Origin of the sequence: Bacillus sp. F56, from assembly GCF_001748205.1 — a bacterium.
GTDB lineage: Bacteria > Bacillota > Bacilli > Bacillales > Bacillaceae > Bacillus > Bacillus stercoris.
The window spans coordinates 100,753-122,556 of sequence record NZ_BDFC01000004.1 but is presented as its reverse complement, the minus strand read 5'-3'; the positions used below and the strand labels follow the sequence as shown (position 1 = coordinate 122,556).

Annotated in this window: 21 protein-coding genes and 1 pseudogene; 11 read left to right on the top strand and 11 right to left on the bottom strand. The window is 44.0% G+C overall.

Features of this window, described 5'->3' with window-relative positions:
- Window positions 1–453: 453 nt before the first annotated feature.
- Window positions 454–1,596 carry a TetR/AcrR family transcriptional regulator gene (locus BFW96_RS00745; RefSeq protein ID WP_069838342.1) on the bottom strand — a complete coding sequence of 381 codons (1,143 nt, stop codon included), beginning with the start codon at window positions 1,594–1,596 and terminating at the stop codon, window positions 454–456.
- Between the two features lie 142 nt (window positions 1,597–1,738).
- Here BFW96_RS00745 and BFW96_RS00740 point away from each other — a divergent pair, with 142 nt between their 5' ends.
- Together BFW96_RS00740 and BFW96_RS00735 are read left to right on the top strand one after the other, a co-directional pair.
- The gene (locus tag BFW96_RS00740) at window positions 1,739–3,076 is read left to right on the top strand and encodes an aldehyde dehydrogenase family protein (RefSeq protein ID WP_069838341.1); all 1,338 of its coding nucleotides are present in this window, start codon (window positions 1,739–1,741) and stop codon (window positions 3,074–3,076) included.
- A 204-nt stretch (window positions 3,077–3,280) separates the two neighbouring features.
- Window positions 3,281–3,748: an RDD family protein gene (locus tag BFW96_RS00735; RefSeq protein ID WP_040081231.1), complete on the top strand. Its 468-nt coding sequence runs from the start codon at window positions 3,281–3,283 to the stop codon at window positions 3,746–3,748.
- 43 nt (window positions 3,749–3,791) lie between these two features.
- On the opposite strand, the gene BFW96_RS00730 is transcribed toward BFW96_RS00735, so the two are convergent.
- Both BFW96_RS00730 and BFW96_RS00725 read right to left on the bottom strand, forming a co-directional pair.
- Window positions 3,792–5,024: an outer membrane protein assembly factor BamB family protein gene (locus BFW96_RS00730; protein WP_069838340.1), complete on the bottom strand. Its 1,233-nt coding sequence runs from the start codon at window positions 5,022–5,024 to the stop codon at window positions 3,792–3,794.
- Between the two features lie 100 nt (window positions 5,025–5,124).
- On the bottom strand, window positions 5,125–5,550 hold the full coding sequence (locus BFW96_RS00725; RefSeq protein WP_069838339.1) for a DUF5391 family protein: 426 nt from the start codon (window positions 5,548–5,550) through the stop codon (window positions 5,125–5,127).
- A gap of 254 nt (window positions 5,551–5,804) precedes the next feature.
- Here BFW96_RS00725 and BFW96_RS00720 point away from each other — a divergent pair, with 254 nt between their 5' ends.
- The gene (locus BFW96_RS00720) at window positions 5,805–6,260 is read left to right on the top strand and encodes an RDD family protein (RefSeq protein ID WP_069838338.1); all 456 of its coding nucleotides are present in this window, start codon (window positions 5,805–5,807) and stop codon (window positions 6,258–6,260) included.
- Window positions 6,261–6,288: 28 nt separating this feature from the next.
- Here BFW96_RS00720 and BFW96_RS00715 read toward each other — a convergent pair whose 3' ends face one another.
- From BFW96_RS00715 to yxaF, 3 genes and pseudogenes are all read right to left on the bottom strand, one after another.
- Window positions 6,289–7,497, bottom strand: coding sequence for a DUF418 domain-containing protein (locus tag BFW96_RS00715; RefSeq protein ID WP_069838337.1), 1,209 nt, complete (start codon window positions 7,495–7,497; stop codon window positions 6,289–6,291).
- A gap of 107 nt (window positions 7,498–7,604) precedes the next feature.
- A pseudogene (locus tag BFW96_RS00710) lies at window positions 7,605–8,608 on the bottom strand (quercetin 2,3-dioxygenase).
- Between the two features lie 91 nt (window positions 8,609–8,699).
- On the bottom strand, window positions 8,700–9,275 hold the full coding sequence (gene yxaF / locus BFW96_RS00705; RefSeq protein WP_069838336.1) for a transcriptional regulator YxaF: 576 nt from the start codon (window positions 9,273–9,275) through the stop codon (window positions 8,700–8,702).
- Window positions 9,276–9,404: 129 nt separating this feature from the next.
- Here yxaF and BFW96_RS00700 point away from each other — a divergent pair, with 129 nt between their 5' ends.
- Window positions 9,405–10,475, top strand: a complete 1,071-nt coding sequence (locus tag BFW96_RS00700; RefSeq protein WP_069838335.1) for an SDR family oxidoreductase — start codon at window positions 9,405–9,407, stop codon at window positions 10,473–10,475.
- Window positions 10,476–10,530: 55 nt separating this feature from the next.
- On the opposite strand, the gene BFW96_RS00695 is transcribed toward BFW96_RS00700, so the two are convergent.
- Window positions 10,531–10,962, bottom strand: coding sequence for a MarR family winged helix-turn-helix transcriptional regulator (locus BFW96_RS00695; RefSeq protein ID WP_014666047.1), 432 nt, complete (start codon window positions 10,960–10,962; stop codon window positions 10,531–10,533).
- 227 nt (window positions 10,963–11,189) lie between these two features.
- Here BFW96_RS00695 and BFW96_RS00690 point away from each other — a divergent pair, with 227 nt between their 5' ends.
- Both BFW96_RS00690 and BFW96_RS00685 read left to right on the top strand, forming a co-directional pair.
- Window positions 11,190–11,591, top strand: a complete 402-nt coding sequence (locus tag BFW96_RS00690) for a CidA/LrgA family holin-like protein (protein WP_069838334.1) — start codon at window positions 11,190–11,192, stop codon at window positions 11,589–11,591.
- On the top strand, window positions 11,564–12,256 hold the full coding sequence (locus BFW96_RS00685; RefSeq protein ID WP_069150667.1) for an LrgB family protein: 693 nt from the start codon (window positions 11,564–11,566) through the stop codon (window positions 12,254–12,256). Before BFW96_RS00690 ends, BFW96_RS00685 begins: the two co-directional genes overlap by 28 nt.
- 97 nt (window positions 12,257–12,353) lie before the next feature.
- Here BFW96_RS00685 and BFW96_RS00680 read toward each other — a convergent pair whose 3' ends face one another.
- Complete coding sequence (locus tag BFW96_RS00680) at window positions 12,354–12,833, bottom strand: DUF1433 domain-containing protein (protein ID WP_069838333.1); 480 nt, start codon at window positions 12,831–12,833, stop codon at window positions 12,354–12,356.
- Between the two features lie 4 nt (window positions 12,834–12,837).
- The gene (locus tag BFW96_RS00675; protein WP_069150669.1) at window positions 12,838–13,350 is read right to left on the bottom strand and encodes a DUF1433 domain-containing protein; all 513 of its coding nucleotides are present in this window, start codon (window positions 13,348–13,350) and stop codon (window positions 12,838–12,840) included.
- 60 nt (window positions 13,351–13,410) lie between these two features.
- Between BFW96_RS00675 and BFW96_RS00670 the strand changes: the two genes are divergently transcribed.
- The 3 genes from BFW96_RS00670 to BFW96_RS00660 all read left to right on the top strand — a co-directional run bounded on the left by BFW96_RS00670 (window position 13,411) and on the right by BFW96_RS00660 (window position 17,022).
- Window positions 13,411–14,877, top strand: coding sequence for a bifunctional DNA primase/polymerase (locus BFW96_RS00670; RefSeq protein ID WP_069838332.1), 1,467 nt, complete (start codon window positions 13,411–13,413; stop codon window positions 14,875–14,877).
- A gap of 14 nt (window positions 14,878–14,891) precedes the next feature.
- Complete coding sequence (locus tag BFW96_RS00665) at window positions 14,892–15,302, top strand: hypothetical protein (protein ID WP_069838331.1); 411 nt, start codon at window positions 14,892–14,894, stop codon at window positions 15,300–15,302.
- 142 nt (window positions 15,303–15,444) lie between these two features.
- The gene (locus BFW96_RS00660) at window positions 15,445–17,022 is read left to right on the top strand and encodes a Na+/H+ antiporter (protein WP_069838330.1); all 1,578 of its coding nucleotides are present in this window, start codon (window positions 15,445–15,447) and stop codon (window positions 17,020–17,022) included.
- Window positions 17,023–17,061: 39 nt separating this feature from the next.
- Here BFW96_RS00660 and BFW96_RS00655 read toward each other — a convergent pair whose 3' ends face one another.
- Together BFW96_RS00655 and BFW96_RS00650 are read right to left on the bottom strand one after the other, a co-directional pair.
- Window positions 17,062–18,093 carry a polysaccharide pyruvyl transferase family protein gene (locus BFW96_RS00655; RefSeq protein WP_069838329.1) on the bottom strand — a complete coding sequence of 344 codons (1,032 nt, stop codon included), beginning with the start codon at window positions 18,091–18,093 and terminating at the stop codon, window positions 17,062–17,064.
- Between the two features lie 92 nt (window positions 18,094–18,185).
- Complete coding sequence (locus BFW96_RS00650) at window positions 18,186–19,334, bottom strand: glycerate kinase (RefSeq protein ID WP_069838771.1); 1,149 nt, start codon at window positions 19,332–19,334, stop codon at window positions 18,186–18,188.
- Window positions 19,335–19,529: 195 nt separating this feature from the next.
- Here BFW96_RS00650 and gntR point away from each other — a divergent pair, with 195 nt between their 5' ends.
- Window positions 19,530–20,261: a gluconate operon transcriptional repressor GntR gene (gntR, locus tag BFW96_RS00645; RefSeq protein ID WP_069838328.1), complete on the top strand. Its 732-nt coding sequence runs from the start codon at window positions 19,530–19,532 to the stop codon at window positions 20,259–20,261.
- The gene (gene gntK / locus BFW96_RS00640) at window positions 20,254–21,795 is read left to right on the top strand and encodes a gluconokinase (RefSeq protein ID WP_069838327.1); all 1,542 of its coding nucleotides are present in this window, start codon (window positions 20,254–20,256) and stop codon (window positions 21,793–21,795) included. The genes gntR and gntK overlap by 8 nt, the downstream gene beginning before the upstream one ends.
- The last annotated feature ends 9 nt before the right edge of the window (window positions 21,796–21,804 follow it).

Here is a 21,804-nt window from a genome sequence, read left to right as displayed (position 1 = left end):
TACTTAGAATAAGTGAACCACTCAAAATAAACTATTATGCAATTTCATTTTTGTGGATTTATTTCTTGTTTTATGTAATTATGCTATAATTACAACTAAATTTTCAACAGAAAGGTCAAGCAATTTATGTCGCAAAACAAACTATTATTTTTACTCTTTTCATTTTCTTCTATCATTCACTTGCTCTTCAATACGATTTTAGATCCTACTTCAAGCTGGAAATCTTGGTCGGTGAACATTGCGCTAATTCTTTTAGCCCTTCTATTTTTAAATTTCACTTTGAAAGAAAAGAAAGAAACTCACAAGACCAAGTGACATAACGACACAAAGCCCGGACTGACTATCCGGGCAAATTTATATCCTGTAAACGTTACCTCTCTCAGGTTTTCTTTTCATAACATACTGAAGTTACTCTCCGGCCTTCCATTTCAGCCACTGGCTGGTTTCTCTCGTTTATAGCAAAACAACCTTATACTTCTTCACATCCAAAAACTGCAAAAACTCCCTTGCCAGCACTTCAGGCGGATGCGCCTTCCCTTCATCCAGCCGATACAAAATCAGCCCGATAATCATTGCGGATACATAATGGGCATAAAGCTTTTTCTCCGCGTGAATATCAGTTTTCTGATGCAGATAAAACGATTTTAGCGCTTTGAACATATTAGGTATCACATGAGGAACAACCCAGTCCCGATTGAGCAAATGGACAATAGGCATGCGGTCTAAAGCAGAAAGCAGGCCGGCGAGCGCCTCCTCCGCTTCTTCGAAGGAAAGCTCATTCGGACTTGAGGCAATCGTCAGGTGATCAATGATCTCCGCACATGATTGCTGAATCATGGTATGCAGCAATTCCTCTTTGCTGGCATAGTGATCATAAAAAGTTGCGCGGCGGATATTGCTTTTACGCGTAATATCCGAAATCGTGATGCCCGCGTAGTCTTGTTTCTCCGCCAATACGTCCAGAAATGCCTGCTGGAGCGCCTCTCTCGTTCGAACCACCCGCCTGTCGATTGGCTTGTCCTTCTCTCGCTCTCCTGGCACAGCTTGTCCAAAAAGCCAATAAAATCTCTTTTGAGAAACAAGCTCCCATACCTTTTGGCTGATAGCTTCCGGAGTCGCGGCCGCATCCTCATTCAGCCAATACAGGATAATTGCGTACGTGTACAAGGCCCGGTAATGTCCGTAAATCTCCCGTTCGATCGGCGTCAAATTCACATGGATCGGAGCCAGCAGCACATCATGCTGAAACACATCCTTAAAAAAACGATGGAAATGCCCTCTGTTCATCATCACAGAAAAAAAGGATCGATGCTCGTGAACAAAGGACAGCGTCGGATGCACCGTTTGCCGTTTTTTGTTCAAATGGAGGGTATCCAAATGACTGAAAGCGTCAAAAAGCGCTTTGCCCAGCCCTTCCTTCATGTCTTCGATTAAATCCTCAATGATTGAAAACTTATCCTCATAATAAAGGTAGAGCGATCCGCGGCTCACTTTGGCCTTCTCAGCGATTTCTTTCATTGTGATATGTTGAATATCTCTTTCTTCCAATAAAGCCAGCAGCGCCTGTTTCACTTGAGCTTCGGCAGATTCCGGCACAAAAGACACCTCCAATCATTAGACAGTTGTTCAATATATGTACGGTAACGTATAGATGGTTCACCGTTGTCTTTCTTATAAAAAAGGTACCACCTTATAATAGGACCGAGAAAAGAAGAAAGCAAATGAGGGGGATCTTACAATGGAACAGAAAGTAAAGGACGACATCCAGCGTGTCTTTCAGCTTCAGAAAAAACAGCAAAAAGCCTTGCGTGCTTCAACAGCGGAACAGCGCAGAGAGAAGCTTCAGCGCTTTTTAGATTCCGTCATCGCCCATGAGGAAGAAATCATTGAAGCGATCCGCAAAGACGTCCGCAAACCATATCACGAGGTCAAAAAAGCGGAAATCGAAGGAACGAAAAAAGCGATCAGAGATAATATGAACAACCTGGAACAATGGATGGCGCCTAAGGAAGTCGGTTCATCGTTAAGCCCTGAGGCAAACGGGATTCTTATGTACGAACCTAAAGGCGTCACACTCATTCTCGGCCCGTGGAACTATCCGTTTATGCTGACGATGGCGCCGCTTGCCGCTTCTCTCGCAGCCGGAAACAGCGCGATTGTAAAGCTGTCCGATTTTACGATGAACACAAGCAACATTGCCGCTAAAGTGATCAGAGACGCGTTTGATGAAAAAGAAGTCGCGATTTTTGAAGGAGAGGTTGAGGTGGCAACCGAGCTTCTTGACCAGCCGTTCGACCATATTTTCTTCACTGGAAGCACAAATGTCGGGAAAATCGTCATGACAGCGGCGGCCAAACACTTGGCATCTGTCACACTTGAGCTTGGCGGCAAAAGCCCAACGATTATCGACAGCGAATACGATCTCATGGACGCAGCGAAAAAAATCGCCGTCGGCAAATTCGTAAACGCCGGCCAAACCTGCATCGCACCTGATTACCTGTTCATTAAAAAAGACGTTCAGGACAGGTTCGCAGGCATTTTACAAACAATTGTCAACGCAGGATTTATGGAGGATGATCACACCCCAGACCGCAGCAAGTTCACGCAAATCGTCAATGACCGCAACTTCAACCGCGTCAAAGACCTGTTCGACGATGCCATCGAAAAAGGGGCGGAAGTCGTGTTCGGCGGCGTATTTGATGCCAGCGACCGCACGATCTCGCCAACCGTTTTGAAAAACGTCACGCCTGATATGAAAATCATGCAGGAGGAAATCTTCGCACCGATCCTGCCAATGATGAACTATGAAGACATCAACGAGGTCATCGATTACGTAAATGACCGCGATAAACCGCTTGCACTTTATGTGTTCAGCAAAAACCAAGACCTGATTGACAACGTCCTTCAGCACACGACATCAGGAAATGCGGCCATCAATGATGTCGTCGTCCATTTCAGTGACGTCAACCTGCCATTCGGCGGCGTCAACACAAGCGGAATCGGCTCCTATCATGGGGTATACGGATTCAAAGAATTTTCTCATGAGAAGGGTGTATTGATTCAAGCCGCTAAGTAATTGTAGTGAAGAGAATCTGCATTAACTTGCAGGTTCTTTTTTATCATTCTATTCACCTAAAGACAAAAAGGCAAAATAAAGAAATATATAGTTATAAAATACCATTTTCACTACGAGACCAAATTCCTCTAGTATATCTCATTGAAACCGCGCAGCCTCTAACGTATAATATCCCAGAAAACTTCAAAGGAGAGAATATTATACATGGAAAAGCCAGCTGGATTTTGGATTCGGGCAGTTGCCTCTATTATTGATGATTTAATTATCTATTTTTTTGCTTTTATTATGATCCAAATTAACACCTTCATTGTCCTGCCTCTCATTGATGCAGGAAGCTCCTATATGACAGAAGATCAATATAAATTTTATATCCTGATATTCGGGACGATTCCTGTTATCGCCATCATATATATCTTCGGCATTCTTTATTATAGCTTGCTGACTTCTTCAAAAATGCAAGCAACACTAGGCAAAAAACTCATGGGTATCATCGTTGTCAATCAGTATGGCGAGCGAATTTCATTTTGGCACAGCTTTGGCCGTTTTTTCGCTTACATACCATCAGGAATTTTGTATATCGGTTACATTATGGCGGCTTTCCCCTCTAAACTGGCATTACACGATTATATTTGCGGGACAAAGGTGATCTATAAAAATAAACATCTTGATTGATACCAAAAACAGGCTGCCGAGATCACCTCGCCAGCCTGTTCTTCTATTTCCCAAAAGCCATCAGCTTCGTATAACTTCCAATATAAAGCGTTCCGTCCTCAGCAAGCTGCGGAGATGACACGACGTTGCTGTCGGTTTGATAGCTCCATAATTCATTGCCGTTTGCGTCCGCCGCATAAACCTTCATATCATCTGACCCGAAATAAACCGTTCCTTTCGCGTCAATCAGCGGCGCCGTTCTGACAGGGCCGTCTGTGTAGAATGACCAGTTCATATCCCCGTTTTTGCTGATGGAAAACAGCTCGCCGCTTCCTGAGCCGATATAGATGTTGCCGTTATGGTCGATCGCAGGCGATGAACTTGAGAACCCGTTGAGCGGGAATGTCCATTTTAAGCTGCCTGTTGACGTATACGCATACAGTTGTCCGTCTTGGTTGCCCGCATAAACGGTGCCATCCTTATCAATCACCGGATATCCTTTAAACGCATTTGACGTCGTTCTGGACCATTTCACCTGTCCGGTTCCGGAATTGATCGCATAAAACACGTTATTGTATGTGCCGACATACACGGTGCCGTTTTTGGCAAGCACCGGCACAGAGCTGACGACACCATTTGTTTTCAACTTCCAGCGCTCTGTCCAAGTTGATTTGGACGTCGGTTTGATCGCGTGAACATAATTATCAAGTGTTGAGAAGTACAACGTGCCGTCTGAACCGATCACCGTTTCAGAGCTTGGCCCGCCGCTTAACGGAACCGTTGTTAAAATCTCACCCGTTTCCTTGTCGATAAAATAAATCTTTTTATCATAAGATGCCAGATAGATAACGCCGTTGGTTCCGAGTACAGGGGATTGTGTGAACGTTTTTCCCAAATTGCCTGTCACCCATTTGACTGAGCCGTCCGGATTAAAGGCTTTCATTTCCCCGTCTCTGGAATGAAGATATACTGTGCCGTCTCCGTCAATCACAGCCCCCGCCCCATTCTGCGGAGTCGTTCTGATGTCGTTTTGCCATTTCAGCGTCCCGTCTGTATTTCCGGCGAACCGGCTTTCGCGTGACCAGTTAAACATGGCCGGCGCCATCGCTTGTACATCATATCTTCCTGTCAAAAAGCCGGATGCTTCATTATTTTGAGAAAACACCGTTTCCGCCGCATAAGCAGCTGCCGGCTGAAGCACTTTGGCAGCGGGCACATCAGAAACAGCGCCGGCCGAAACAGCAGCCGCCACCGCAGCTCCCGCTATCAGAGCTTTCATTCGAAATGACTTAACCATCATTGAGACCCCCATTATATGTATTTTCTAATATGTGACCATCATAACATATTCATCCATTTTATCATTCTACTTCACAAAACCATCACAAACTAGAAAACTATGTAAGAGTATGCGCAGACGTTTTTTCAGCACCCGAACGAAATGCAGCCACAAACCAAATAACATTGACAGCAGCCGCAGCGAGACTAACCCCGACCACAAAAATCACTTCAGAAAGCAGGTGGTCACTAAAGAAACTAAACATCAAGCTAAAACCGGCCGAAGACAAATGGATCAGAAGCCCAAAGCCGCAAAGCACCGCCATGACATATCTCATCGCATCTACTCCGAGCATATAAATGAGAAAAGGAATGAAATACAAGACAAGGATCATCCCGACAGATGACCACATGCCAACTGAATTAAACTGATTGGCCACCGCTCCCGTTCCGGCCAGCGGCGAAAGTGAAGCCGCCACGATCACAGCGCAAAAAAGAAACGCAGAAATGGCTGTCATGATCGCCACGCTGTTTTTTCTAGACATCAAACTCCTCCTCAGATAGAAATATTAACCTTTTCATTATAAGAGAGCTGAGTAGAAAATTCATTATTTATTAATAAATTCCAGAATGCACAAGCAAATACTATGCTTCTTTCTAGTATATTTATATAGTAAAAAACAAAGGATAAAAGACTCATTTTTCTGTAATATCAGGATTTTATCACCATATCATATTGCATGTACTTGTTTTTCAAAGTATACTATTCCAGATTAATTCAGAGGAGAGAGAAAAATACATGGAAAAACCAGCAGGATTTTGGATTCGTTTTTTAGCTTATTTTATTGACGGCATTATTGTATCTGTTCCTAGTTATATTATTCTATTTATTATCAATTCTGTATTTGTAGCTGGGGCTGTGGCAGCAAACCCTTACATGACCCAAGAGGAGTATATGGTGACATACATGACGATTGCATTTTTGCCTACTATGCTGATCATGGTCGTCATCAGTGTGTTATATTACGGACTGATCACAGCTTCTAAAATGCAGGGCACACTCGGCAAAAAAATTCTTGGCCTGAAGGTGGTCAATGAACAAGGTGAACGGGTTTCTATCGGCCAGGCAATTGGCCGTTACTTTGCCTATATCTTATCTGGAATCATCTTTTATATTGGATTTATCATGATCGCCTTTGGTGAGAAAAAAGGTCTGCATGACATCATTTGCAAAACACGTGTCGTGTATAAATAATACAAAAAAGTCTAGCGCCAATAGGCGTCTAGACTTTTGTTTTCTTTGCAATAGGCTGCCACGACAGATACGTAGCGCTTCTCCACAGCCACTCAAACGGCCCCATCCGAAAGACACGAAGCCATAGGTGGCTGAAGACCATTTGAACGGCACAAACAGCAATCGTAATGAGCACACCGGCAGCAGGGTACACTTTTCCATACAGCCCCAAACCGTAATGATAGAAAATCCAAGTACATACAATAGACTGCATCAGATAATTGGTAAATGCCATCCTCCCGACAGCGGAGAAAGATTGCAGCACTGTTTTCACGCTTGTTTTTTGATAAAGATAGACAACCGTTGTGACATAGAAAAACATGAGAAAAGGCGCGCCAATCAGCAGAAATAGTTCCTTTTCCGTTACACTGTACAGCACCTGGGCGCCGATGCCGATGATAAGCCCGGCTATCCATAATCTTTTTAATCCTTTCCGATGCTTTTCCGGTTCGTGCAAATACCGTGACTTTGCCGCCGCAGCTCCCAGCAAAAACATGCTGAAATAAGGAATGGATGCAAAGAAGAAGTTAAGCGGATTATACGTAAGCATGCCATTCGAAGACATGTAAACTAGCCGATCGTGGATCCTCTGTTCTGCAATGTCCCTCAGGCTGCCGCTTCCATAAACATGCATCGCTTGCTTTGCCTGCTGCGTTACCGCTTGTACCCATTCCTGTCCGTATGATTGATCAAAACTTGTCAACATGAACGGCAGGGAAAACAAAAGATACAAAGTGACCGCCCATATCAGCAGTGTTTTCGGCTTTGCTTTTCGAAACAAGAGCAGGACAAAACCAAGCAGGGCATATTCTGTTAAAATATCCCCGTCCCATATCAAAAAGGCATGAATCGTTCCAAACAAGAGAAGCGCTGCTAACCTTCTCACATATAACGGAACAAACCGTTTCCCTTTGTTTTCCGCTCTCTCCATCATGACAATCATGCCAAATCCAAATAAAAAGGAAAACAATAAAATACATTTTGTTTGAATGAAGAATTTCAGTATGTCTACGGCGGCAAAATCAGCTTCAGACCACTTATCCATGAAAAAATTCTCTTTTCCAAGCATAGACAAATACATATCCGGATAACTGAAATGTGCCAGATTGACAAATAAGATACCGAAAATCGCCATTCCTCTCAGCACATCAAGCACACCGATCCGCTCATTTGCCAAAGTTGGCTGTAATGAAGACATAGCCATCACGCTCCTTTTTTCTGTACCTTAAGGGTATGAAAAAAAGGAGCACGGAACCATCGATTTAGGTGTCAGGCAGTCATGAAAACCTTACAATCCTGTCATCTTTATGGTTTTATTACCTTTAAATCTAATGCTTCAATATTCTGCAAAACACGGTCGAAGCGCAGATCCTGAGGCGCACTTGGAAAAATGTGGCCTTCATAAGGGGCGCCTAACGTCCGGAAAAACGGTTCAAATAAGCCAGGAACCAAGACACCCACCATCTTGGTATAGTGAGAATCCAGTCGATAGGAGTGAACGGTATTTGCAGGGACATGCAGGAAATCTCCCGGGTTCAGCTGAATTTCCTGGCCATCTGCCCACATCGTCATCTGCCCTTCAAGGCAATAAAATGTTTCTGTATGATGTTCATGGTAGTGATCAACGATTCGGTCGCCGTCCGATACTACGACGATAAACTGGCCGTCTGTATTTTTTTGGGCAGCCACAATACGGTGAAGCTGATCTCCCGTCAATAATCGATCTCCTTCTCCAGATTCAAGAACGTATGGAACGGCTCCATCTGGCAGCTCTGTAAGTTCCGCTAATGTTGCCGAACATGCAGGCTTTTCTTCATCTAAAAATACAATGTCCGCTACAGCGGCAGCTTCTGCAAATGCTCGTTTGGCACTTCTTCGCTTGCGAACGGCGGATGTTCAGCGTGATCATACGGATTCCCAATCACGGAATACATGTGGGCTGCGTTTCCTATCATCGTGTAAGACACCAGTCTTGTTCTGTGGCTCTGCATCCGGTAGCTGTGCGGTATCCCCGCCGGAATGTTGGCATAATCACCTGATATCAATAAATAGTGTTCTCCATTAAGCGTCAGCTCAAGCTTCCCGTCCAAAACGAGAATTCCTTCATGCGTATTCTTGTGGACATGAAGCGGAAAGGCATCTCCTTTTCCCCCGGAAAGCAGCACGATCTCAAACAGGTCGCCCGTGCTCCTTCCATTCGCCATCACCGTGGCAACCTGTCTGCCGAACAGATAACGCTCGCCTTCCCCGCTCCGGAGCAAATACGGCATTTTTTCTTTAGGCAATGAATGTTTCCATAATGTTTTCATAAATCGTTTCCTCCAATTTAGACCAGTCTATATAATATAACTTTCTGACTAGACCGTTCTATATAATTGTAGGAGAAAGGATAACAAAATGCTACCCTTTTTTTCTCACCAGCACTGGTATTTGTTCGGCAATGAGAAGAAGGGGCGTTTTGTCTTTATTCGTTAACGAAAGCATGATACCGCCCTCAATCATCGAATTAATCAGCATTCCAAGCTGATTTGCCTCTTCTTCTGCAAACCCGTTTTTCATTAATTTTCTGGCAAAAACCGCTTCCCAGCTTTGAAACACCTTCATGCAAACCGTCCGCAGCGGTTCACTGATTAACGCTGTCTCACTCGCCAGCAAACCGACTGGAATACCTGTAATGCTTTCGGTGTTGTCGAATTGGCTGGCTGTTTTTTTGATAAAAAACTGAATCGCTTCTATTGGATCAGAGCACTCCTCCATGCTTTGCTGTATCAGATGTTCAATCAATTTCCCTGTATATGTAACCGCTTCAATTGCTAATTCTTCTTTGCCATTCGGAAAAAAATGATAGAGCGATCCCTTAGGAGCACCGCTTTCTTTCACAATCTGGTTCAAACCTGTCGCGTGATATCCTTGCAGCTGGAACAGACGTGACGCCGTGTGAAGGATTTTTTCACGTGAATCTCCTTTGCTAGTCATTAAAACATTCCCTCCTAGGTATGGTAGAGCGACTTATATAATATAAAAAAGAACCCTGTGATTGTCAAAAGGGGTAAGACCTTCCCGGATGGGGTAAATGTTAAAAAACAGCCTCTAGGAGGGATCTCAATGGCAAACGATTATTCAGTCACGAATACAGAACAGCTTGAACAACAGAACCCCGGCATAAAAACGAAGATCAAACTGAAAAAACTCAAGGATCAAGTAATTGTCATTACCGGCGCTTCAAGCGGTATCGGACTTGTCACTGCGAGAATGGCAGCTGAAAAAGGCGCAAAGGTCGTGGCAGCAGCGCGAAATGAAGATGCGTTGAAGGAGCTCACTGATGAACTAAAGGAAAAAGGGCACGACGCCATATGGGTGAAGGCGGATGTCGGAAAAGAAGAGGACGTCAACCGCATCGCCGAAACCGCAATCAGTACATTTGGCCGCTTTGACACATGGGTTAACAATGCGGCCGTCTCGACTTTCGGACATGCCATGGACGTCACCGTCGAAGACATGAAGCGGATGTTTGACACAAATTTCTGGGGGCCCGTTTACGGAACAAGAGCGGCTGTCAAACACTACACCGGCAGAGGCGTGCCGGGCGCACTCATTAATGTAGGAAGCCTGTTCGGAGACAGGGGAACGGTCATTCAATCCACATATGCGTCAGCCAAATTCGCGCTTCACGGCTGGACGGAAAGCATTCGAATGGAGCTCGAAAAGGAACAAGCGCCCGTCTCGGTAACGCTCATCCATCCCAGCAGAATCGACACACCCTATAACGAGCACGCGCACAGCTACCTTGACAAACAGCCGGCTCATTACCGCTCCATGATCTATCCGCCGGAAGCAGTCGCCGAAGCCATCCTGTTTGCCGCCGAACACCCTAAGCGCGACATGTATATCGGGTCACAGGCAAAAGCCATCGCCATGCTGGGCGCGCTTTTCCCTCGTCTGACCGACAGACTGATGGAAAAAATCATGTATCACAGCCAGCATGCCGAAAGACCGTCCAACCCGCGAGAAGAAAGCGCGCTTTATGAAGCGGGCTACGGCATGCATGACAGGGGCACAAATAAAGGATGGATGCGGTCAAGGAGCTATTACACGAAGGCTACGAAGCGCCCGATTGTATCGGCGGCTGTTGTTGCCGGACTAGTGGCTTGGGCTGCCGCCAAACGATGCAAATAATCTCTGCCCATAAGAAAAACCCATGCTGTTCCATCGAACCATGGGTTTTTAGCTGTTAATCAATAAAAGCCTTGTTCATACGCTGCAGCAGCTCGCCGAATATCTCTTTTTCCTGTGTTGACCATTCTTGCAGCATCTGTTCATAACGTTCAAGGCGCTTTTGCTGATCGGCTTTTAAAATTTGTTTACCGAGCTTTGTAATGGTAAACAGGCTGACTCTCCCATCAGATGGGTCTGAAAAGCGATGGATAAGCTCCTTTGCCTCTAATGCAGCTGCTTGTCTCGAAAGAGTAGAAATATCAAGCTTGAACGATTCTGCCAATTCCTTTACACGAGCAGGGCCAAACTCATCCAATTGTCTCAGCAATAAGTACGAAGATCTCTCTAACTTCCCTGTTCTTTTCTCTGATTGATCCAGATAAACGGCTCTCCTGATAAAAGTCGTCAGCTCATATTCAATTAATTCAACTGGATTTTGTTTTCGCAATCGCTCTCGCTCCCCATTCCAATCTCCGTCATTGACAACATCATATATACTTGTATAATACAAATGTATATTAACTGAATGAATACAAGTCGTTATATGACCAAATCAATTATTATACTTGTATAGTACAATCATATAAATAGAAAGTAAAGCGATTCCTCAGAACCATCCTAGAAGCAAGTCACCAGAAAGGAGGAAGCTGTTCTCATTGGAGAGCAGCACTTGATGTGAAAGTCATACGAGTTATCTTGCAAGTGTTGATATTATATGTATTTTTTATGATCGGGGAAGCCCTTCAGCACCTGTTTCATTTACCTGTGTCAGGAAGCATCGTCGGATTGGTATTGCTGCTGATCTGCCTGGGCCTCCGTATTGTCCCCGTCTCCATCATTGAAGACGGAGCAGGTTTTTTATTGTCCTTTCTTCCATTATTGTTCATCCCGGCCATGACAGGAGTGATGAACTATCCGTCACTTATTTCATTCAATGGTCTGATGCTGCTGATTACAGTCGTACTCAGCACCATCGTCACCATCATTGCAGCTGGATTCGCCAGCCAGCTATTAGAGAAAAAAGCAAATAAACGTGAGGAGAAAGAGAAATGCAGCAAGCATGTATCGCAATCATGATAATTCTTTTAACAGTGGCCGCTTATGTAGCGATGGCCAAACTTTATAAGCGATTCCCGCTTCCATTTCTGATCCCTGTTCTGACAACGACCATATTGATTGTAGCGGTTTTGATCATGTTCCATGTTTCGTATGAAGGCTATATGATCGGGGGGAAATGGATCAATTCTTTGCTTGGGCCGGCTGTTGTGGCACTGGCTTATCCGCTTTATAAACAATGGCATATCATTGTCAAACATTGCATTCCCATTCTAGGCGGCGTCCTGGTCGGATTATGCATGGGAATGATCAGCGGGCTGGTCTTCGCAGAAGCATTCGGGATTGATCATGATCTTTTATTATCCATTCTGCCAAAGTCGATCACAACCCCTGTCGCTATTCAAATCGCCGCCGGTCTAGGAGGCGTCCCTTCCATGACAGTCGTATTTGTCATGATAGCGGGTTTTTCAGGCGTCATCCTCGGGCCGCTTTTCCTAAAATGGCTTCGCATACGCAGCTCCCTTGGACAAGGCATTGCATTAGGAAGCGCCTCCCATGCACTAGGCACCTCCAAAGCATTGGAATATGGGGAACTGGCCGTATCCATGAGTTCCGTCTCCATGACGCTTTGTGCGGTGCTCGGCTCATTCTTCGGCCCGCTCGTCGTCTGGCTGTTTCATATTTAACAAAGAAAGACTGCCCCGGCGGAGGGCAGTCTTTTTTCATCTATTTTACACTGTGGTTAGAGATAGCATCATAAAAGTAAACTGGCATGTTTCCTGTTTATTTTAGTTCTCCGATATCTCTTAAATACTGTTCACGCTCTTTTTTATCGGGGTAAGCGGTTTTGATGTATTCTTCTTTTTCTTTCTTGGTGTATTCGCTCCAATCTGTAAAACGGTCTCCCACTTCTTTTGAATATCCTATAGAATCTACTTCATTCGATTTATAATATAAAGAGGCATCAAATAAGAATTTCTCTGGCTCATTATTGATGTAACCAGTAACTTCAATCATTCCCATTGGACTTATTGTTACCTTCTCATTAAACTTAATATCCTTAATAAAATGATGAATATCCTCTTTTTTCAATTTTTCCTTTATTTTTGGTTTCATCTTTTCAGCGTAGTCTTCAACTTTTTCTTGTTCACTTTTTTTATTAGTAACATCTGACGTTTTTACTATTTTATAAGTGCAGCCACCCATTACGATGAATAAAACGATCACAAAAGCTAGTAATTTGAATCGCATTTGTTTTTTCATATTTTTATTTCTTTTCACCTATGTCTTTTAAATATTGTTCCCGTTCGTTTTTATCAGGGTATGCGGTTTTGATATATTTATCTTTTACCTCTTTGCTATATTCGCTCCAATCTCTGAAACGATCTGAGACATCTTGGGAATAGCTTATTCCATCAACTTTATTGGACTCGTATATCAAATCTGCGGAAAAATCGAATTTCTCTGGATTTTCATTTATATAACCATTCACTACAATTCTTCCCATCGGGTTTATATTAACTTTATCTTCGAAAGTTACAGACTTTATAAAATGATGAATATCCTCTTTTCTTAATTCTTCTTCTATTTTCGGCTTCATTTCCTCAACGTATGCTTCTGCTTTTTCTTGTTCGCTTTTTTCTTTATTATTCATATTTTTTTTACCTCCTGTGACCTCCGATTTTTCTGGTTTATTTAGTTGATGATTAATATAAAAAGCACATGTTAGTGAGATTAATAAAACTGCCCCTACAATTAGTATTTTTTTGGGATTTATCATGGTATTTCATCCTTTTTTATTTTATTATACAAGATAGGTAAAGTTTGGGGGAATAGTGAAATGGCTATAAGAAAAAACACTTTAAAAATTAGTGATGAAGATTATAATGAAATTTCCAGTTCAGCATATAACCTTAAAAAATACCACATTGGTCAAACAATTAAAATTAGCAACGGCCAAAAGCTGTATGTTGTTGATTATAAAAAAACTGAAAAGGGTCTTGATGCCTTAACTCTTGTTAATGAAAGAGATTATACAATTTCAAATAATGGAAAAGACAAAGAAAAAATCCAAAACGCCATCATCGCATACCGCGGATCAGAACCCATCAGCCCCGGCCAATTCCAAGATACAATAAAACAATATCGTGATGAGCGGGAACAGCTTATTAAAGAAGTAGAGAAAAAAGGAATCAACATTCCTAAAGATGAAGATGGCTCCTTTTATGACTCAGCAAAAGGGCTTCGTGAATATTCAAATGAGATTTTGCAGGATTGGCTGCACATGGACACTAGTTATTTGGTGGGCAAAAAACCATTTGATGACGGGACAGAGAACCAAGCCATTCAGGCGGATCAATATGCAAAAAAAATACATAAAGACTTTAAAAATGCTGACATTCAAGTCACCGGTCACTCATTAGGCGGTTCTAACGCAAGCTATGCTGTCGTGATGAATGACTTTATCAAACGCGGCGTTACTTTCGAGAATCCAAACATATATGAAAACCTGCCTGAGGATGTCAAAGCCCGGGCGTTAAAAGGGGATTTCCGCAGCCGCTTAACAGAATATATTAATTTAAATGATGGTTTATCATTGCTGAATCGGGATGCCGCTGAAGTGGGTCAAGTGAAAGTAATGTATGACGAGGCTTTGCCGAATGGTGTACAAAATAATGGTCTCCCTAATGAAGTGAAAATGCTTGGGCTTGCTCTTAAACATTACGGCAATCAATCTCTTGATGTCACATTATTTGTTGAAGCATTAATGGGGAGTCACGGTCTGGACCGCTATAACTTCAATTCAGATGGCTCTGTCCAAACTGTAGATGATGTGTTAAAAAACAATCCAGAGTTTGCGGTAGCGATGCTTAAGCAAATGAAATCAACGAATGTAAAAGGCAATACAGGTGTTTCAATTCTCATTAAGTCACATGTATTGATGAATACAAGCACACAGTTAAAACATATCGCTGAATCAGAATGGACTAAGATTATACGGCAAATTGAAAGAATTGATGACATCGTAAAGGCTTCTATTGAGGATGTCAGGAACATGCATACACGAATGGTTGGTTTTGGCACATATGATGAATTATCAATTTCTGATGTCGATGATTTGATCAATAAGCTTAAAATGAACAAACCGCATCACCTTTTTTACTCAAAAGAGAAGTATGATCAGGCTGTAGATGCAGCACTTCATTTACAGCACTTGCTTCATATGGTGTCAGATGACCTTGGCCATATGGGACACGCTTACCATGATGCGGATCTGGCAGCGGCCAGCCGGATGGGGATTTCGTAAGGAGAGAAAGAGACATGAATTTTATGAATAAAAAACCAACAGATGCAGACCGTTTTATGCAAAGAGTAACGAGCCAGCATTCAAGCACCTCGCTTTTTTCAAATGCCCATCTAGATACATCTGAAATGACACCGGAACAATTGGCGGTGTACAAAGAGAAGAAAAGACAAGAACAAAAGTTGGCGCTGATGAATTCAATCAAGAAACAACTAAGCTATGCTCTTCAGGAAGACCGCAAACACTTGTCTTCAATCCTTGATAGCATCACAGATGCCGAGCAGGCTGTTAAGACAAAGCGGGAAATGCTCGACCATCATATGTCAGGAAAAGCGATTGACAGTGTCACTGATAAAATGAAGGATCAATTATCATTTGATAAAGTTCGTGCTCATGTGTCGAGCGCAGTAAATTCCATTGGCTTATAGAATAAAGAAACCAAAAGCCGGCAAATTGCCTGCTTTTTTGCTGTCTCCAGACTGACATAGAGCTGTCTTACATAAGATATGTTTATCATTCACAAAATGAGGGTAATTCTTTCGTTGCACGATTAACATAAAGGAGGTTCAAATGGACCACTTAGACTTGCATCATATTTTCGAACTGGGTTTTTTGCTGGTTATGATCGCAGCCGGAATCACTGCGATTGCCAAGAAGTGCAGGCAGCCTTATCCCATCGCACTGGTGATTGTCGGAACGATCATTGGACTTGTACATATTCCGCTCTTAGAACCGCTTAAAGATTTTATTACTGAAGGAGAAGTCTTTAACTTTGTCATCATAACACTATTCTTGCCGGCTTTATTAGGAGAAGCGGCGCTGAAACTTCCTTTTTCCCATTTGAGAGAAAACAAACGACCCGTTCTGGCACTGGCTTTCGGCGGTACACTCATCTCGTTTCTGATCGTCGGCTTTTCTTCCATGTGGCTTATGCATCTGGCTATTCCAGCGGCGTTTGTTTTTGCGGCGCTGATGAGCGCGACTGACCCCGTGAGTGTGCTGTCCATATTCAAAAGTGTCGGCGCGCCGAAAAAGCTTTCGATCGTCGTTGAAGGAGAAAGCCTGTTCAATGACGGGCTGGCGGTTGTGCTGTTCAACATTTCCGCTTTTTACTTGATGACTTATATGGATCTCGGCATCCAAGGCGCCGGTTTAGGCCTGTGGGAGTTTGTCAAAGTGATTTCTCTCGGCCTGATCATCGGAGGCATACTTGGATATGTCTTCTCCCAGCTCACCAAGTACTTTGATGATTACCCTTTAGAAATTATTTTCAGTATCATTCTGTTTTACAGCTCATTTCTATTAGCGGAAATGGCAGGTGCCTCCGGGGTAATCGCCGTTGTTGTCGCCGCTCTTATTTTCGGTAATTATGGTGCCAACATCGGCATGAGCCCGACGACAAAGCTGAATATCAATAACTTTTGGGACGTCGCCGCCTTGCTTGCGAACTCCCTTGTCTTTCTAATGGTCGGGCTTGAGATTACGAGAATTGACCTCACTGATAAATGGGGTTTGGCCGTTACGGCGATTGTGATTGTGCTCATCGCCCGTAGTGCCGCCGTCTATATCAGTCTGGCCTTTATCAAAAACTTTCCGGCTTCATGGCAGCATACGATTAATTGGGGCGGGCTGAAGGGTTCTCTATCCATCGCACTGGTGCTGAGCCTGCCGAGAGACTTTCCGGGGCGTGAAGACATTCTTGTGTTCGCCTTCAGTGTTGTTTTATTCTCCCTCGTTGTCCAGGGCCTCAGCATCAAACCGCTTCTTGAACGGTTAGGCGTGAATCAAAAAGATGAAGGCAATCAGGAATATGAGGAACTGCTAGCAAAAGGACATCGCTTAGAAACCGCCATCAAAGAAGTCCAGCAATCCAAACATCATTTGCTTATACACGAAGCTGTCTCCAGCGAACTGACAGACCAATACAAAGAAGAGGTCAGCCAGCTGCATCAACAAACAAATCAATTATTCGAAACGTACCCAGAACTCAAAAACAAACAACAAACCATTTTGAAGAAACATTCGTTATACGCTCAATACCAAGCGATTGAAAACCTATCAAAAGAAGATATCATCTCAAACGAAGTGGCTGAGCAAGAGCAAGCCCGGATCATTGATGAAATCGTTCGTTTGGAAGACGATCATTAATACACAAAAAAGCAGACTGTCAGCAGTCTGCTTTTTCCCTTATGATCTAAAAAAATCAATCAGCGGCTGAAAATCCTTAGACAAATCAACGTCATTCGGATCTGCTTGAAGCAAGCGGTCAATCATGCGCTCCAGCTCATCAACATCATTCTTATCCGTATACTCAATGAAGTTTAAGCCTTCAAGCCAATCTCGATATGAATGTTTGGCTTTGCCATAGCTGTTCCCGAAGACAAGGCAAGGTGTTTTCGTGATAATCGAGAAAATCATCGCGTGAAGGCGGTCGGTAATCACCAATTTACTGGAGCCGATGCGGTCCAGCATCTCCATAAAATGCTTTTCACGATCGGCGTAATCGATGGTGTCGACCGTATCCAGAACCGTATCGGTACGCTCCGTGTAAGTTGTTTTTTCTGCCCATTTCTTCATCTGTGAAATAAAATCTTCGTCAGTCACTTTCTCCTTATCCGCTCTTAAAATAAAGAGAACGCCGTCCCGCTCGAGCTCTCGCGGCACAATATCCAAGGAAAGCACCATGTCCGGTGTAAAGATCACATTGGAGTTGAAGGTCTCTTTCACCACATCGAGTGTTTGCGTCTCGCGCGCAGCAATCGTTAAGTTTGTATTTTGATGGTACGCATCCTGTGTTTTTTTCTTTTCCTTCTGCCCTTCCTCTGTATCCTCAAAATAAACGGATTGTGGCAAAGAAATCGATTTGTAGTCTTTAAACGCCGAGAAGACCTTTCTTCTGTCTTCCTCAATATCGAGATAAAGGTTTCCTAAGTTTCCTCCGCCTGTAAAGCAGACAATATCGTCTTCACGAATGATCTCCTTCACCAGTTCAATGCCCTCATCCGTCGCATAATCCATAATCTCAATGTATTCATAATACGGAAAGTGATTTTTGATAAATTTCTCTTCCGCATACGCAATCGCTTGGTCGCCAATGTTTGTGTAACTAGGGGAACCAAACAAAAATACTTTTCGTTTATCATTTAAAAGAGCTTCTGGCTCCACATTTGGCGCAATGCCTTTAACTAGTTTTTTGCCTTTGATTTCTTGTACAGTCATATCTGCGTCCTCCTTCTGGGATGAATTCCTCATTATGTGTTAACTGTCTCTACCCCAAAAGAAGGATGGCTATGCATTGGCATGTGCACCGGCTATATCAAAAACATCATTTTCGCCAATTTGATAGACGCCGCGATATCCCGCGCCGTTCTTTCCATATATTCCGCGGCATGTTCAAACGCGTCTTCTAGAGGCACGGCTCCGGGAACGATGCTGAAAAGCGCATCGATGCCGTGCTGGTAGACGGCATCACTATCCGGTGATATTGATCCCGCAATGCCGATGACGGGCACATCGTATGATTTAGCCGCCTTGGCCACCCCGATCGGCGTTTTTCCGTGAACCGTTTGGCTGTCAATCCGGCCCTCCCCGGTAATTACAAGATCTGCATCTTGAACGATATTTTCAAAATCAACCGCTTCAAGAACAATATCAATGCCTCTTTTCAAGTCAGCCTGAAGAAAAGTCAGCAGGCTCCACCCAAGACCGCCCGCTGCACCGGCGCCCTCTGTATCTCGGAAGGTTGCTCCGAGCGCTTTTTCTGCGATATCAGCGAAATGGCTTACGTTCTGGTCTAGTACATCCACCATGTCGGACGTCGCGCCTTTTTGCGGCCCGAAAACAGCCGTAGCTCCTTTTGGCCCTGTCAACGGATTATCCACGTCACACGCGACTTCCAGTTTGACATTCTGCAACCTGGGATCAAGCCCGCTAATATCTATTGATGCAAGCTGTGATAGCGCGCCGCCCCCTGGGCCGATCTCGCGTCCTGAGTCATCAAGAAGCCTTCCGCCCAATGCCTGGATCATTCCGGCTCCTCCATCGTTCGTGGCGCTCCCCCCGATTCCGATGATCAAACGCTCCGCTCCCGCATCAAGAGCCGCTCCGATTAATTCTCCCGTTCCTTTTGTTGTGGTGACGAGCGGATTTCGTTTATCAACGGGCACCAGATGCAGCCCTGAAGCAGCAGCCATTTCAATCACAGCTGTTCTCCCATCACCCATCATGCCAAAAAACGCTTTTACTGGTTTCTCCAGCGGTCCTGTCACAACCTGCTCTAGGACCCTTCCATTTGTGGCATCAACGAGCGACTGGACGGTTCCCTCGCCGCCGTCCGCCATCGGCATTTTTCTGTAATCAGCACCCGGAAAGACCGATTTGAAACCTCTTTCTATCGCGTCGGCGGCCTCCAGAGCTGATAAACTTTCCTTAAAAGAATCAGGTGCAATGATGATTTTCATCCAAATCGCCTCTTTCAGAACATGATTCACTTAACCTATTGATCTCCAATGTACCACACTATCACTGGAAATAAATACTATATAATATGGTAAAAATTTAATTAAAAATTAGAAATGAAAGTGTTTGCATAAAAGAAACATTCACGTTATCATACTTGTATACAAGTATACTCCTTGAGTGAGGAAGGTGAGTGTATGCTAGATTCCAAAGACCTGTTGTATCCCGCAAAGTGGCTCTCAAAAGCGTCAACCGGGGTTCGTGTCGCATACGAGCTGAGAATGCGGATCGTTTCAGGCCTGATTGAAAGCGGTACCATTTTATCAGAAAATACGATAGCCGCCGAGTTTTCAGTAAGCCGTTCGCCGGTTCGTGAAGCACTAAAAATACTCGCATCCGAAAAAATCATCCGCTTAGAACGAATGGGAGCGGTCGTAATTGGTTTAACTGAGAAGGAAATCGCGGAAATTTATGATGTGCGTTTACTGTTAGAAACATTTGTCTTTGAACGGCTCGTCAAAATAGACATTGAGCCTTTAGTTAAGGATCTCAGCAAAATTCTTGAAATGATGAAAGTTTCAATCAAATATGAAGACGCTGACGAATTTTCATTTCAAGATGTGCTGTTCCATGAAACGATAATCAGAGCCATCGATCATTCATACATTCAAATGATCTGGAACAATCTAAAACCTGTCATGGAAAGCTTTATTCTTTTATCCATGCGGGTACGGTTAAAGGAAAAATATGATGACTTCACAAGGATTTTAGATAACCATGAGCTTTATATTCAAGCCATCAAAACAAAGGATAGGGCGCTGATGATTCAGTCGCTTCACCAAAACTTTGATGATGTGCAAGAAAAGGTAGAAGACCTGTGGCTCTCACAACAAATGCTGGCAAAAGGAGCTGAATGCAACAATGACTAGTTATATGTTAGGAATCGATATCGGCACAACAAGCACAAAAGCTGTGCTGTTCAGTGAAAACGGAAATGTGGTACAGAAAGAAAGCATCGGCTACCCGCTCTATACACCGGACATCTCAACAGCTGAACAAAATCCGGAAGAGATTTTTCAGGCCGTCATCCAAACAACAGCGAGAATTACAAAACAGCATCCCGAAAAACAGATCTCTTTCATTTCGTTCAGCAGCGCCATGCACAGCGTCATTGCAATCGACGAAAATGACAAGCCGCTGACGCCATGCATTACATGGGCCGACAACCGAAGCGAAAGCTGGGCGCATAAGATCAAGGATGAATTGAACGGACATGAGGTGTACAAACGGACGGGAACACCGATTCATCCGATGTCACCGTTAAGTAAAATTGCCTGGATCACGAATGAACGGAAAGAAATCGCTTCCAAGGCAAAAAAATATATCGGCATCAAAGAGTACATGTTTAAACAGCTGTTCAATGAGTATGTCATCGATTACTCCTTGGCATCAGCGACAGGCATGATGAACCTGAAAAGCTTGGATTGGGACGAAGAGGCACTGCGCATCGCAGGCATTACGCCGGATCACTTATCCAAACTCGTGCCGACAACCGAGATCTTTCAGCACTGCAGCCCGGAAATAGCGATTCAGATGGGAATCGATCCGGAAACGCCTTTTGTCATCGGGGCCAGCGACGGCGTGCTCTCCAACCTCGGCGTCAACGCCATTAAAAAAGGCGAAATCGCCGTCACCATTGGAACAAGCGGCGCCATCCGGACAATTATTGACAAACCGCAAACCGATGAAAAAGGGAGAATTTTCTGCTACGCCTTGACGGACAAGCATTGGGTGATCGGGGGACCTGTGAACAATGGGGGCATCGTCCTTCGCTGGATCAGAGACGAGTTTGCCTCTTCCGAAATCGAAACAGCGACACGGCTGGGCATTGATCCATATGACGTGCTGACGAAAATTGCCCAACGCGTCAGACCCGGTTCTGACGGTCTGCTGTTCCACCCATATCTCGCCGGAGAACGTGCTCCGTTGTGGAATCCAGATGTACGCGGCTCCTTTTTCGGCCTGACTATGTCGCATAAGAAAGAGCATATGATACGCGCGGCATTAGAGGGCGTCATTTACAACCTGTACACGGTGTTCCTGGCGTTAACAGAATGCATGGATGGCCCGGTAACCCGCATCCAAGCGACAGGGGGATTTGCAAGGTCGGAGGTTTGGCGCCAAATGATGTCGGATATCTTCGAATCAGAGGTTGTCGTTCCGGAAAGCTACGAAAGCTCATGTCTCGGCGCCTGCATTTTAGGCCTGTATGCAACAGGAAAAATCGATTCTTTTGACGCCGTGTCCGACATGATCGGCAGCACATACAGACATACGCCGATCGAAGACTCAGCCAAAGAGTACAGAACATTAATGCCGATTTTCATCAATCTATCAAGATCCTTAGAAAATCAATATACGCAAATTGCAAATTATCAGAGGGGCTTAATCACACACAAATAGTACATGACA

Bases quoted from the DNA above. Each gene is read 5' to 3' on its own strand.
- BFW96_RS00670 (WP_069838332.1), top strand. From the start codon at position 13,411: ATGGCTATAAGAAAAAACACTTTAAAAATTAGTGATGAAGATTATAAT.
- BFW96_RS00680 (WP_069838333.1), bottom strand. From the start codon at position 12,833: ATGAAAAAACAAATGCGATTCAAATTACTAGCTTTTGTGATCGTTTTA.
- BFW96_RS00685 (WP_069150667.1), top strand. From the start codon at position 11,564: ATGCAGCAAGCATGTATCGCAATCATGATAATTCTTTTAACAGTGGCC.
- BFW96_RS00660 (WP_069838330.1), top strand. From the start codon at position 15,445: ATGGACCACTTAGACTTGCATCATATTTTCGAACTGGGTTTTTTGCTG.
- BFW96_RS00675 (WP_069150669.1), bottom strand. From the start codon at position 13,350: ATGATAAATCCCAAAAAAATACTAATTGTAGGGGCAGTTTTATTAATC.
- BFW96_RS00650 (WP_069838771.1), bottom strand. From the start codon at position 19,334: ATGAAAATCATCATTGCACCTGATTCTTTTAAGGAAAGTTTATCAGCT.
- BFW96_RS00715 (WP_069838337.1), bottom strand. From the start codon at position 7,497: ATGTCTTCATTACAGCCAACTTTGGCAAATGAGCGGATCGGTGTGCTT.
- yxaF (WP_069838336.1), bottom strand. From the start codon at position 9,275: ATGACTAGCAAAGGAGATTCACGTGAAAAAATCCTTCACACGGCGTCA.
- BFW96_RS00735 (WP_040081231.1), top strand. From the start codon at position 3,281: ATGGAAAAGCCAGCTGGATTTTGGATTCGGGCAGTTGCCTCTATTATT.
- BFW96_RS00700 (WP_069838335.1), top strand. From the start codon at position 9,405: ATGGCAAACGATTATTCAGTCACGAATACAGAACAGCTTGAACAACAG.
- gntR (WP_069838328.1), top strand. From the start codon at position 19,530: ATGCTAGATTCCAAAGACCTGTTGTATCCCGCAAAGTGGCTCTCAAAA.
- BFW96_RS00725 (WP_069838339.1), bottom strand. From the start codon at position 5,550: ATGTCTAGAAAAAACAGCGTGGCGATCATGACAGCCATTTCTGCGTTT.
- BFW96_RS00720 (WP_069838338.1), top strand. From the start codon at position 5,805: ATGGAAAAACCAGCAGGATTTTGGATTCGTTTTTTAGCTTATTTTATT.
- BFW96_RS00740 (WP_069838341.1), top strand. From the start codon at position 1,739: ATGGAACAGAAAGTAAAGGACGACATCCAGCGTGTCTTTCAGCTTCAG.
- BFW96_RS00665 (WP_069838331.1), top strand. From the start codon at position 14,892: ATGAATTTTATGAATAAAAAACCAACAGATGCAGACCGTTTTATGCAA.
- BFW96_RS00730 (WP_069838340.1), bottom strand. From the start codon at position 5,024: ATGGTTAAGTCATTTCGAATGAAAGCTCTGATAGCGGGAGCTGCGGTG.
- BFW96_RS00655 (WP_069838329.1), bottom strand. From the start codon at position 18,093: ATGACTGTACAAGAAATCAAAGGCAAAAAACTAGTTAAAGGCATTGCG.
- gntK (WP_069838327.1), top strand. From the start codon at position 20,254: ATGACTAGTTATATGTTAGGAATCGATATCGGCACAACAAGCACAAAA.